The organism is Mesorhizobium sp. YIM 152430, assembly GCF_029210365.1.
Classification (GTDB): domain Bacteria; phylum Pseudomonadota; class Alphaproteobacteria; order Rhizobiales; family Rhizobiaceae; genus Aliihoeflea.
Genome location: NZ_JARGES010000018.1, coordinates 517,179 through 529,165, shown reverse-complemented (window position 1 = coordinate 529,165; position 11,987 = coordinate 517,179). Strand labels below are relative to the sequence as shown.

The following is an 11,987-nucleotide window of genomic DNA, read 5'->3' as shown; positions in this document are numbered from 1 at the left end:
CGCCAAAGATGATCAGACGGGCCGACGCGCAAGAAGATCGCGGATTTCGGTCAGAAGCGCCACGTCGGCCGGGGGTGCCGGCGGCACCTCGGCGACCTTTTCCTCGCGTTCCATCCGGCGACGCAGATCGTTCACCGCCTTGACGATAAGAAAGATGATCCATGCCAGGATCAGGAAGTTGATCAGCACGGTGAGGAAGCTGCCATAGGCGAAGACCGCACCCTGCTCGCGCGCTGCGGCCAGCGTGTTCGCCGTGACCTGCGACGACAGCGGCAGGAAATAGTTGGAAAAGTCGAATCCGCCGAAGATCGCGCCGACCACCGGCATGATGATGTCGTCGACCAGCGACGAGACGATCAGACCGAACGCCCCGCCGATGATGACGCCGACGGCGAGGTCCATCACATTGCCCCTGGCAATGAACTCCTGAAATTCCTTGATCATGACAGCCACCATGTCCCCTTGGAGCCGAGTTGACGCAGGCTGCGGACGGCCGCTCCGCAACAGGGCAGAAGATAGCAGAAGCTTTCGCGCGCATAAGATGCAATCGCAACTGGCCCCACAGCCAATTCGATCAGACGCAAGTTCGATGGACAGCGCGCCTGCGCTGTGCTTGCCTGATAGTCGAGGAGGAGGAAATACCGGGTATGCAGGGCTGGGTGGTTGTCATCGTCGCCGTCGCCTATGTCTCGCTGCTTTTCGCAATCGCGAGCCTCGGTGATCGGCATTCGGCGCGCCACGGGCCGGTCAGGGCGCGGCCCTATATCTATTCCTTCAGCCTGGCGATCTACTGCACGTCCTGGACCTTTTTCGGCTCGGTCGGGCTTGCCAGCGAACGCGGCTTCGAGTTCCTCGCCATCTATATCGGCCCGATCATGGTGTTCCTGTTCGGCTTTCCGCTGCTGCGCCGGATCATGCGGCTGGCAAAGTCCGAGAAGATCACCTCGATCGCCGACTTCATCGCCGCGCGCTACGGCAAGAGCTTCGCCGTCGCCTCGATCGCGACGATGATCGCGGCGATGGGGACGGTTCCCTATATCGCGCTTCAGTTGAAGGCGATCTCGGGCAGCGTCAGCCTGATGGTGGAGCACTATAATGGCGCGCCGCCGGTGGATTTCATCTTCGGCGATATCGCGCTGATCGTAACGATCCTGCTCGCGCTCTTCGCGATCCTGTTCGGCACCCGCCATGCCGATGCGACCGAACACCAGGACGGGCTGATCCTGGCGGTCGCGGTCGAGTCCATCGTCAAGCTGGCGGCGTTCCTGGCGGTCGGCATCGCCGTCTCGTTCTTCTTCTTCGGCGGTCCGAGCGAACTGATCAGCGAAATCCGAAACTCTCCGCGCGCCATGGCAGCCTATGACTTCCAGACCTCGCTGCCGACCTGGATCACCATGACGATGCTGAGCGCGATCGCCATCATCATGCTGCCGCGCCAGTTCTACGTCACCATCGTGGAGAACCGCTCCGAAAGCGAGCTGCGCACGGCGACATGGCTCTTTCCGGCCTATCTCGTGACCATCAACCTGTTCGTCATTCCCATCGCCTTTGCCGGGATCGTGCTGCTCGGCCCCGAGCAGAATGCAGACCTCTATGTCGTCTCGCTGCCGCTTCTGTTCGGACAGGACTGGCTGGCGATGTTCGCCTTCGTCGGCGGCCTGTCGGCGGCCACGGCCATGGTGATCGTGGCCAGCGTCGCGCTGGCGATCATGATCTCGAACGACCTCATCCTGCCGCTCTTCCTGCGCGGAATGGCCAAACAGTATCTGGTCCAGAGCGACGATCTCTCGCAGGTGATCCTCAACATCCGCCGGGCGGCGATCTTCGCCGTGCTGATCGCCGCGTTCCTCTATTATCGCGAGATCACCAACAATACGCGGCTCGCATCGATCGGACTGATCTCCTTCGCCGCCATCGCGCAGTTCGCGCCGGCCTTTTTCGGCGGGCTGGTGTGGCGCGGGGCCAATGCGCGCGGCGCGGTGATCGGAATGCTCGCCGGCATCTCGATCTGGGGCTACACGCTGCTTCTGCCCTCGCTCGCGCCGGGCGACGCCTCGATCGTGCAATTCGGGCTCTTCGGCCTCGAAGCGCTGCGGCCGCAGTCGCTTTTCGGGACGAGCGCCGAACCGCTCGTCCATGGCGTTCTGTGGAGCCTGTCGGTCAACACGCTGTTCTTCGTGCTCGGCTCGCTGTCGCGGACGGCAAAGCCGCTCGAACGCATCCAGGCCGCGCTCTTCGTGCCGCGCGACACGAGCCCGATGCCCAGCTTCCGCCGGTTCCGAACGGCCGTAACGGTCGACGATCTGAAAGACACGATCGCACGCTATCTGGGCGTCGAGCGGACGGAACGCTCGTTCCAGAATTTCGAGGTCAAGCAGAGCCAGCCGCTCGTCGGCAAGGAGCCGGCCAACATGGCCGTCATCCGCTTCTCCGAACAACTCCTGACCAGCGCCGTCGGCTCGTCCTCGGCGCGGCTGGTGCTCTCGCTGCTCTTCCAGCGCCACGACCGCTCGCCGCGCGAGGCGTTGCGCCTGCTGGACGATGCCTCCGAAGCACTACAGCAAAACCGCGACCTGCTTCAGATCGCGCTCGATCAGATGGAACAGGGGATCACCGTCTTCGACCGCGACTTCCGTCTGATCTGCTGGAACAGGCAATATCGCTCGCTCTTCTACCTGCCCGATTCGATGGGCCGGGTCGGCGTCTCGCTCGACGAAATCCTGCGTCATCTGGCCGATCGCGGCGACATCACCTTCGAGACGATTCACCAGACGATCGACCGACTGGCGGCCTTCCGTTCGCCCTGGCAGCTCGAACTGAAGAGCACCGGCCGGATCATCGAACTGCGTTCGAACCCGATGCCGGACGGCGGGCTGGTTGCGACCTATGCCGACATCACGCAGCGCGTCGAGGCCGACCTGGCACTGAAGCGGGTGAACGAGACGCTCGAAAACCGCGTCGCGCGGCGAACGGCCGAACTCACCCGCGTCAACGAGGAACTGGCGCAGGCGCAGATGCTGGCCGAGGAAGCCAATCTGGGCAAGACGCGCTTTCTGGCCGCCGCCGGCCACGACATCCTCCAGCCGCTCAATGCGGCGCGGCTTTATTGCGCCTCCCTTGCCGAAAGCGTCGGCCAAAGCCCTGTCGGGGATGGCGTCGCCAACATCGAATCCTCGCTCGATTCGGTGGAAACGATCCTCGGCGCGGTGCTCGACATCTCCCGGCTCGACACCGGCGCGATGCGGCCGGTCGACACCATTTTCCGACTGGACGGGCTGATGCGCCAGATCCAGACCGATTTCCAGCCGCTGGCGCAAGAAAAGAAGCTCGACCTGCGCATCGTCTCGACGCGGCTCGCGGTTCACACCGACCGCAACCTCTTCCGGCGCCTCGTCCAGAACCTCGTCTCGAATGCGATCAAATACACCCGTTCGGGACGTGTTCTGGTCGGCGTCAAACGGCGCGGCGACCTCATCGAATTGCAGGTTCACGACACCGGCATCGGCATCGATCACGACAAGCTCAATACCGTGTTCAGCGAGTTCACCCGCCTCCAGGACGGCGCGCGCGAAGCGCAGGGGCTCGGCCTCGGCCTGTCGATCGTCGACCGCATCGCGCGCGTGCTGCGGCTCGAAATCCGCATCCATTCCGTGAAGGGCGCCGGTTCGTGCTTCTCGGTGCTCCTGCCGATCAGCGAAGCACCGCAAGCCGCGATCGCCAGCGACATCCGTCCCCAGGTCGGCGCCCATATCCGGCTCGATGGGGTTTCGGTCCTGTGCATCGACAACGAGCCGCGAATTCTCGACGGGATGCGCAAGCTGCTCGAAGGCTGGGGCTGCCGCGTGACCACCGCCGGCGGCTCGTCCAGCCTGACGGGCGCAATGCCGACGCCGGACGTCGTGCTGGCCGATTTCCATCTCGACCAGGAAGACGGCTTCCAGGCAATCGCGCGCGCGCGTCAAATCTGGAGCGACTCGCTTCCCGCGATTCTGGTGACGGCGGACCGGTCGAACGATGTGCGCGAACGGGCGAGCGCGCTCGACATTCCGGTGTTGCACAAGCCGGTCAAGCCGGCAGCCCTGCGCACGATGCTGACGCGCTATCGCAAATTGCTGTCGGCGGCCGAGTGATCCTGCAATCCTTCAGGCGCTCGCCTGTTGCTCCGTGCCGATGCGCGACAGGCGGATGACGGCCTGCGTTCGGCTGTCGACGCCGAGCTTTTGCAGGATGGCCGAGACATGCGCCTTGATCGTCGCCTCGGAGACGCCCAGCTCATAGGCGATCTGCTTGTTGAGAAGGCCCTCGGCAAGCATGGTCAGGACGCGCGATTGCTGCGGCGTCAAGGATTGCAGCCGTTGGATCAGATCAGAAATCTCCGCGTCCCGCTCCTCGCCCAGATCGAGATCGTCCGGCAGCGCGATGCCACCGGCAAGCACCGTCTCGACCGCCTTGCGCATCTGGTCCATGCCGGCGGATTTGGAGATGAAACCCGACGCGCCGAGTTCGATCGCACGACGGACGGTTTCGGCATCGTCGCGCGCGGACACGACGACGATGGGAAAGTTCGACGACATGGCGCGCAGGGCAACGAGGCCCGACAGGCCGCTCGAACCGGGCATCGTCAGGTCGAGAAGCAGGAGGTCGATGTCGTCATCGGCAACAATGCGGGCCTTCACCGCGTCGAAATCGCCCACTTCCTCGATCCGGGCATCGCCGAACGAGGAGAGCGCGTGCTTGAGCGCGCCGCGAAACAAAGGATGGTCGTCGGCAATGACGAAGCGATAGCGCTGATCCAAAAACCCCTCCCTGTTCCGGCCCGCCAGGCGGAGTTTAGCCGGATGCGGCCAAGGCGCCAGTGCGATTGTGGCCGTGCGCCGGATTTTGTGAACACACGCCCGACAGGGATCGTGCGATATTCAACTTTAGTCGTGCAAATTACTGTCCACTAAAGGAACCGCCACGCGGGCGCGACGTTGACGCATATCCCGAACCGGAACCATTTCGATGGAAACGATACGCCAGATTGCCGTTTTCTGTGTGGGCCGGGCCGTTATGTTCGGTGCCCTCGCCATCGGCCTCGTGATGCTGTCCTTCTCGTTCGATCCGGCATGGGCGTTCCGCGCCGGCGCGATCATGACGCTCTTCATGGCGGCCGTTCTCGTCTTCAAGGCGCAGACCGCGAAGCACAAGCAGCCCAGCCGCACGGAAGTCTGGATCTATCTCGACGACGGGATGAAGCCGAAGAACGACCATGCCGTCAGCTATTTCGGCAAGGTGCTGAGCGAGGTCTATGGGCGCTTCGCGCAGGTGTCATTGCTGGTGGCCTGCGCGATGTTCGTCGTCTCGCAGACCTTCTTTGCCATCGGCTTCAGTTTCTACGACCTGCCGGGCAATTAGGTCCGGTCAGGCGCACGCAGTCCCTTTTCCCAATCCTCGACGATGTCGAAGAAGTTCTGGAAAAAGCGCCGCATATAGCCGAGAGAGCGTTCGAATTCCTGTTCGGAGGGAAACGCGTCGGTGCCGCCGGTTGCATCGCCGGCAGCCTGTCGCTCAAGCGCCTCCACACGGCGTTCCAGATCGTCGATCCGTTCCTCATAGGCGACGCGCTCGTCGGTGGACGTGCGGCAGACAAGCTGGCCGGACTGCTCCTCGCAGACCGACATCCGGCCGGTCGCCGTATCCATGCGCACGAAACCCGTATCGGTGCGCTCCAGCCTGTAGCGCTCGGTCTCCTGCGCGAATGCCGGAGCGGCGAACATTCCGCCGAGAACGGCGGCGACGACGAGATGGCGCATTTTTCGTTCCTCCCTGGCATCGGCGGTGGCGGCGCTTTCCATCGGCGCGCCCGACCGCTATAGCGCGGACATGACAGGCATCATCTACAAGATCGTCCCGGCACCAATGTGGCAAGAGGCGGTGGACCGTGGCCGATTCGACGGCGCGCCGGTCGACCTCGCCGACGGGTTCATCCATTTTTCGACCGACGCCCAGGTGCGCGAGACGGCGGCGAAGCATTTTGCCGGGCAGGACGACCTTCTGCTCGTCGCGGTCGACGGCAAAACGCTGGGAGAAGCGCTGCGCCATGAGGTTTCGCGCGGCGGCGATCTCTTCCCGCATCTTTACGGTCCGCTCGACCCCGGACTTGCGATCTGGGTCAAGCCTTTGCCGCTTGGCGCGGACGGCCGGCACGTCTTTCCGGAGTTGCCGGCATGAACCGGCTCTACCGGACGATCGGCCGCAAGCTTCTTTTCGGCCTCGATGCGGAGCGTGCGCACGGGCTTTCGATCGCGGGGCTGAAGAGCGGAATGCCGCTTTTCCCGCCGCCGGTGGCTGACGCGCGGCTTCGCGTCGACGTCGCCGGGCTCTCCTTCCCCAATCCGCTCGGCATGGCGGCCGGCTACGACAAGAATGCCGAGGTGCCGGACGCACTCCTGAAGCTCGGCTTCGGCTTTGCCGAAATCGGCACGGTGACGCCCAAGGCGCAGGCGGGAAATCCCAAGCCGCGCATCTTCCGGCTGGTCGAGGACGAGGCGATCGTCAACCGGCTGGGCTTCAACAATGAGGGCCATGAGGCGGCATTCGCGAAACTCAATGGACGCACGGGCGGCGGCATCGTCGGCGTCAATATCGGGGCGAACAAAGACAGCGCGGACCGGGTCGGCGACTATGTGCTGGGCGTCGAGCGCTTTTGCGACATCGCCTCCTATCTGACCGTCAACATCTCCTCGCCCAACACGCCGGGACTGCGCGATCTGCAGGCGCGCGCCAGCCTTGAAGAACTGCTGGGTGCGGTCGACGCCGCGCGGGGCGAGAGAGGAACGCCGATCTTCCTCAAGATCGCACCGGACCTTGGCGACGCAGACCTCGAGGACATCGCCGAGACCGTCGCGGCGAACCGGATCGACGGCATCATCGTCTCCAACACCACGCTTTCGCGCGACGGGCTGACGAGCAGGCTTGCCGGGGAGAACGGCGGCGTTTCGGGGCGGCCGCTCTTTGCCCGCTCCACCATCATGCTGGCGCGGATGCGCCGTCTCGTCGGGCCGAAACTGCCGCTGATCGGGGTCGGCGGCGTCGATACGGCCGAGGCCGCGCTGGAGAAGATCAGGGCCGGCGCGGACCTCGTCCAGATCTATACCGGCATGGTCTATGCCGGGCCGTCATTGCCGGGCGACATTTTGCGCGGCATGAGCCGGTTCGCGGCAGAACGGGGGCTCGCCTCGCTGCGCGACATTCGCGACAGCCGCGCGGATCACTGGGCCGCTCAGGCGCCCTGATCGAAGGTCTGCGCGGCGCGGCGCGGCAGGACGGCAAGAAGGCTCAAGCCGCGCGCGAGCAGAAAGAGGTGAAGCGCGGCCCAAAGCCCGTGATTGCCGAAGAGCGGCCCCAGCGTGAACAGCGCGGCGACATAGAGCGCCAGCGACAAGAGCATCATGTTGCGCATGTCGCGCGACCAGGTGGCGCCGATGAAAATCCCGTCCATCTGGAAGGCAAGCACCGCCGTCACGGCGGTCAGCGCCACCCATGGCAAATAGGTCGCCGCAAGGTCGCGAACTTCGGGTGCGGTGGTGATCAGTGCGATCAACTGATCGCCGAAGATCAGCACGGCAAGCGCCAGAAGCCCGGCGAGCGCAAATCCCCAGGTCGCCGTGAGGCGCACCGCGCGGTCGAAGGCCGGGCGCCAGCGCGCGCCGACCGCCCGGCCGGCAAGCTGCTCTGCGGCGGTGGCGAAGCCGTCGAGGAAATAGCTCGCCACAAGGAAGAAATTCATCAGTACGGCATTGGCCGCCAGGGTCGCCGTGCCGAGTTGCGCGCCTTGACGGGCCAGGAGCGCGAACGCGGCGAGAAGCGCGAAGGAGCGGATCATTATGTCGCGATTGAGCACCAGCATCGCCTTGAGCCTCGCCATGTCGCGCAGCGCGCCCGGCCGCAACGGCCCGCGCCGGCCGAAGCGGGTCGTCAGGACAGCGATGCCGACGGCGAAGCCGAATGCTTCGCCAAGCACGGTGCCCCAGGCGACGCCCTCCAGCCCCCAGCCGAGCCAGAGGCCGAGCCAGACCGAAAGGGCGATGTTGGTGGCATTGATGGCAAACTGGAGCGCCAGTCCGACCCCGCCCTCCCCGCGCCCGAGCACATAGCCGAGGATCGCATAATTGCCGAGCGCCAGCGGTGCGCTCCACAGGCGAATGAGGACGTAGGTCTGCAACGCCTCGGTGACGCGCGGCTCACCCGCGATGAACCAGGCACCGACGGTCGCGATGACGGGACCGAGGACGATCAGCGCGGCGCCGATCAGAAGCGCGAGGATCAGTGCCCGCAGGAAGATCGCCTGTTCCTCAGCGCGGTCGCGGCTACCATAAGCCTGGCTCACGAGACCCGTCGTGCCCGAGCGCAGGAAGTTGAAACTGGCGAAGACCACGTCGAAGACGATGGCGCCGGCGGCAAGCCCACCGAGAAGCGCCGCGTCTCCAAGTTGGCCGACGATCGCGGTGTCGGCAATGCCGATCAGCGGCGTCGTCAGATAGGCGACGGTCATCGGCAAGGCGATCCGCAAGACCATCCTGTTCGTAACGGTAAAGCGCCGCTGCGAAATATCCGTCCGTTCGTCCAAGGCGGCCATCCTCAAGGTCGATGCGGCGATTCGCCCATCTTTCCAGGTGTCAACCAAAGCCTATCTGATCTCGCGATGAAACTGCCGATCGTCCACCATCCCGACTACGACGCCCGATTTCCCGCCGACCATCGGTTTCCGATGAGCAAATATGCGCGGCTGATCGAGGTGCTGCGGGGTCGTGCTCTGGCCGGGCCGGACAATGAGCATATGCCGGAACTGCCGGACTTCGACACGCTCGCGCGTGCCCATGCGGGCGACTATGTGCGGCAGGTGATCGACTGCGCCGTGCCGCAGGAGATTGAAAAGGAGATCGGGTTTCCGGTCAGCGAGCGGGTGTCGCGCCGCGCGCAGCTTGCGAGCGCGGGCACGATCCTTGCAGCACGGCTGGCGCTCGATCACGGCATCGCCTGCAACGCGGCCGGCGGCAGCCACCATGCGCGCCACGCCCAAGGCGCGGGCTTCTGCACCTTCAACGACGTCGCCGTCGCCGTCACCACCCTCCTTGCAGAAGGAGCCGTCAAGCGGGCGCTGGTGGTCGATCTCGACGTGCATCAGGGTGACGGCACGGCGGGAATCCTGATGGGCGAAACCAGAGTCTTCACCTTTTCCATGCACGCGGCGAAGAACTATCCCGTGCGCAAGGCGGTGTCCGATCTCGACATGGCACTGGACGACGGGCTGGAAGACGCGGCCTATCTGCATCGGCTTTCGGGCATCCTGCCGATGCTGAGCGAATATTCGCGGCCGCAGATCGTCTTCTACAATGCCGGCGTCGACCCGCATCGCGACGACAAGCTCGGGCGGCTGGCGCTATCCGACGAAGGACTTCGCGCCCGCGACCGCGCCGTCCTCGGCCATTTCCGCGAGCGGGGCATACCGGTCTGCGGCGTCATCGGCGGCGGCTATTCGAACGACATCGACGCGCTGGCTGCGCGCCATGCGATCCTGTTCGAAACGGCGACCGAGTTCGCCTGATCAGCCGCGCCGGTAACTCAGGAGGCGGATGATGAAGAAGGCGGGAACGACGATGATGGCGCCGACGACGAAATAGTCGATGAAGCGCCCGAAGGCGTCGAAGCCCATATAGTAGACGTGGAGAACGAAATCGCGCGCGCCGTAGATGACGTCATAGGGCGACCAGCCCATCACGCTCATCACGATGCCGACAAGAAACGAGATCACGATCAGCTTGACGAGAACCCGCAAGGGGCTGTCGCCGAGAAAGCGGTTCACTGCCGACATGTCGCGTCTCCGTTGGTGCGGTCCGCACATACGCATTCGGGACGGGCGCTTCAAGTCGGCTGGAGCGGGTGAAGGGAATCGAACCCTCGTATTCAGCTTGGGAAGCTGCTGCTCTACCATTGAGCTACACCCGCCGCGCGCTCATTAATCGGCGAGGCCAAGGTTGCCGTCAAGCGCATTTGTGCGGGCCGACGGTTGACGTGAAGCCCGTCCTCGGCGACTGGTGCGGCCAGTTTCCTCCATCCAGGACGCCCGACGTGACCCGCCTGAAAATGCTCATCGAATCGCGCCGGTTCGAAATGTTCATCACGCTTTTGATCATCGTCAACGCGATCACGCTCGGGTTGGAGACGTCGCAGTCGGTCATGTCGCGGTTCGGGCCGCTGCTTCTGGTCGTCGACCGTGTGGTCCTGTTCGTTTTCGTCGCCGAACTGGCGGCGCGGGCGCTGGTCTATCGCGGCCGGTTCTTCAACGATCCATGGCGCATCTTCGACCTGATCGTCGTCGCCATCGCGCTGCTGCCGGCGACCGGCAACCTTTCCGTCCTGCGCGCGCTGCGCATCCTGCGGGTGCTTCGGATCGTCAGCGTCGTGCCGTCGCTGCGGCGGGTCGTCGGCGGCCTCGTCGCGGCCCTGCCCGGCATGGGCTCGATCGTGCTTCTGCTGGCGCTGGTCTTCTACGTCTTCTCGGTGATGGCGACGAAGCTCTTCGCCGCCTCCTTTCCCGAATGGTTCGGCACGATCGGCGAAAGCGCCTACACGCTGTTCCAGATCATGACGCTGGAAAGCTGGTCGATGGGGATCGTGCGGCCGGTGATGGAGGTGTATCCCTGGTCGTGGCTCTATTTCATCCCGTTCATCATCACGACCTCGTTTGCCGTGCTCAACCTCTTCATCGGCATCATCGTCTCGGCGATGCAGGAGGAGCACGAATCGACCGCTTCCGAGGAACGCTCGCAGATGAAGGACGAGCAGGATCAGATCCTGCACGAGGTGCGGGCTTTGCGTGCGGAAATCCAGGCGCTCAGGGCTGACGGAAATGCTTCGACAGCTTCAGGCCCTGCGCCTGGTAGTTCGATTTGAGGTCGGCGCCGTAAAGCGATTTCGGACGTTCCAGCATGTGCTCGTAGACGAGGCGGCCGACCGTCTGTCCGTGTTCGAGGATGAAGGGCACCTCGTGGCTGCGCACTTCGAGCACCGCGCGGCTGCCGGTGCCGCCGGCGGCCGAATGGCCGAAGCCCGGATCGAAGAAGCCGGCATAATGGACGCGAAACTCGCCGACCAGCGGGTCGAAAGGCGTCATCTCGGCGGCGTGTTCGGGCGGGACGTGGACGGCTTCCCGGCTGACGAGGATGTAGAATTCGTCGGGGTCGAGGATCAGTTCCTTGCTGCCGCGATCATGCAGCGGCTCCCAGAAATCGAGGACGTCCTGTGCGGCGCGCCTGTCGACATCGACGACGGACGAATGATGCTTGCCGCGATAGCCGATCAGACCGTTGGCGTCGCCCGTCAGGTCGATCGAGAGGGCAATGCCGCCGCCGGAAATGTTGGGGTTGGTCGCCGCGACGAGCGTTTCGGCTTCGTGGAGCGCGTGCAGTGCGGTTTCGTCGAGGAGCGCATTGCCGATGCGGAATCTGATCTGCGACAGGCGCGAGCCGGTGCGGACCACGATCGGGAAGGTGCGCGGGCTGATCTCGAGATAGAGCGGGCCGTCATATCCGGCCGGGATCTTGTCGAACTCGGCGCCGAAATCCGTCATCACGCGGGTAAAGATGTCGAGGCGGCCGGTCGAGCTCTTCGGATTGGCCGAGGCGGCGATTTTCGCCGGCAGCTTCAGGCTTTCCAGGATCGGCACGATGTAGACGCAACCCGTTTCCAGGACCGCGCCGGCCTCCAGGTCGAATTCGTGCAGCTTGAAGCGTTCGAGCTTGTCGGCGACGCGATTGCCCGGACCCGGCAGGAAACTGGCGCGGACGCGATAGGCACGCTTGCCGAGACGCAAATCGAGGCTGGCGGGCTGGACCTGGTCGGCGTCGAGAGCCCTGTCGCAGGACAGCGCGCCGCTGGCGAACAGTTCGCCGATCTGCCTGTCCGGCAATATTCCCGTCTGACGCACCCTGTTCACCCCTCTC

The 11,987-nt window shown here is 64.4% G+C and carries 12 protein-coding genes and 1 tRNA gene; 6 read left to right on the top strand and 7 right to left on the bottom strand.

What is annotated here, in order from left to right:
- Positions 1 to 12 precede the first annotated feature (12 nt).
- Positions 13 to 444, bottom strand: a complete 432-nt coding sequence (gene mscL, locus PZ895_RS05025; RefSeq protein WP_275837884.1) for a large conductance mechanosensitive channel protein MscL — start codon at positions 442 to 444, stop codon at positions 13 to 15.
- A gap of 203 nt (positions 445 to 647) precedes the next feature.
- Between mscL and PZ895_RS05020 the strand changes: the two genes are divergently transcribed.
- On the top strand, positions 648 to 4,130 hold the full coding sequence (locus PZ895_RS05020) for a PAS domain-containing hybrid sensor histidine kinase/response regulator (protein ID WP_275837883.1): 3,483 nt from the start codon (positions 648 to 650) through the stop codon (positions 4,128 to 4,130).
- A gap of 12 nt (positions 4,131 to 4,142) precedes the next feature.
- Here the strand turns inward: PZ895_RS05020 and PZ895_RS05015 are convergent, their stop codons facing one another.
- Complete coding sequence (locus PZ895_RS05015) at positions 4,143 to 4,796, bottom strand: response regulator transcription factor (RefSeq protein WP_275837882.1); 654 nt, start codon at positions 4,794 to 4,796, stop codon at positions 4,143 to 4,145.
- Between the two features lie 208 nt (positions 4,797 to 5,004).
- Here PZ895_RS05015 and PZ895_RS05010 point away from each other — a divergent pair, with 208 nt between their 5' ends.
- Positions 5,005 to 5,397 carry a hypothetical protein gene (locus PZ895_RS05010; protein ID WP_275837881.1) on the top strand — a complete coding sequence of 131 codons (393 nt, stop codon included), beginning with the start codon at positions 5,005 to 5,007 and terminating at the stop codon, positions 5,395 to 5,397.
- Here the strand turns inward: PZ895_RS05010 and PZ895_RS05005 are convergent.
- Positions 5,394 to 5,795, bottom strand: coding sequence for a hypothetical protein (locus PZ895_RS05005; protein WP_275837880.1), 402 nt, complete (start codon positions 5,793 to 5,795; stop codon positions 5,394 to 5,396). The two genes, PZ895_RS05010 and PZ895_RS05005, sit on opposite strands and share 4 nt — an antisense overlap.
- A 70-nt stretch (positions 5,796 to 5,865) precedes the next feature.
- Between PZ895_RS05005 and PZ895_RS05000 the strand changes: the two genes are divergently transcribed.
- Both PZ895_RS05000 and PZ895_RS04995 read left to right on the top strand, forming a co-directional pair.
- Positions 5,866 to 6,213 (top strand): DUF952 domain-containing protein, encoded by a 348-nt coding sequence (locus PZ895_RS05000; protein WP_275837956.1) that lies wholly within the window; start codon positions 5,866 to 5,868, stop codon positions 6,211 to 6,213.
- The gene (locus PZ895_RS04995) at positions 6,210 to 7,277 is read left to right on the top strand and encodes a quinone-dependent dihydroorotate dehydrogenase (RefSeq protein ID WP_275837879.1); all 1,068 of its coding nucleotides are present in this window, start codon (positions 6,210 to 6,212) and stop codon (positions 7,275 to 7,277) included. Before PZ895_RS05000 ends, PZ895_RS04995 begins: the two co-directional genes overlap by 4 nt.
- Here PZ895_RS04995 and PZ895_RS04990 read toward each other — a convergent pair.
- The gene (locus PZ895_RS04990) at positions 7,265 to 8,560 is read right to left on the bottom strand and encodes an MATE family efflux transporter (protein ID WP_275837955.1); all 1,296 of its coding nucleotides are present in this window, start codon (positions 8,558 to 8,560) and stop codon (positions 7,265 to 7,267) included. The two genes, PZ895_RS04995 and PZ895_RS04990, sit on opposite strands and share 13 nt — an antisense overlap.
- Before the next feature lie 126 nt (positions 8,561 to 8,686).
- Here PZ895_RS04990 and PZ895_RS04985 point away from each other — a divergent pair, with 126 nt between their 5' ends.
- Positions 8,687 to 9,589 carry a histone deacetylase gene (locus PZ895_RS04985; RefSeq protein WP_275837878.1) on the top strand — a complete coding sequence of 301 codons (903 nt, stop codon included), beginning with the start codon at positions 8,687 to 8,689 and terminating at the stop codon, positions 9,587 to 9,589.
- Here the strand turns inward: PZ895_RS04985 and PZ895_RS04980 are convergent, their stop codons facing one another.
- A complete protein-coding gene (locus PZ895_RS04980; RefSeq protein WP_275837877.1) occupies positions 9,590 to 9,856 on the bottom strand; it encodes a DUF6460 domain-containing protein in 267 nt (88 codons plus the stop codon).
- Between the two features lie 60 nt (positions 9,857 to 9,916).
- Positions 9,917 to 9,990, bottom strand: a tRNA-Gly gene (locus PZ895_RS04975).
- Between the two features lie 123 nt (positions 9,991 to 10,113).
- Between PZ895_RS04975 and PZ895_RS04970 the strand changes: the two genes are divergently transcribed.
- Positions 10,114 to 10,938 (top strand): ion transporter, encoded by an 825-nt coding sequence (locus PZ895_RS04970; protein ID WP_275837876.1) that lies wholly within the window; start codon positions 10,114 to 10,116, stop codon positions 10,936 to 10,938.
- On the opposite strand, the gene PZ895_RS04965 is transcribed toward PZ895_RS04970, so the two are convergent.
- Positions 10,880 to 11,971, bottom strand: coding sequence for a 2'-deoxycytidine 5'-triphosphate deaminase (locus PZ895_RS04965; RefSeq protein WP_275837875.1), 1,092 nt, complete (start codon positions 11,969 to 11,971; stop codon positions 10,880 to 10,882). The two genes, PZ895_RS04970 and PZ895_RS04965, sit on opposite strands and share 59 nt — an antisense overlap.
- Positions 11,972 to 11,987 lie beyond the last annotated feature (16 nt).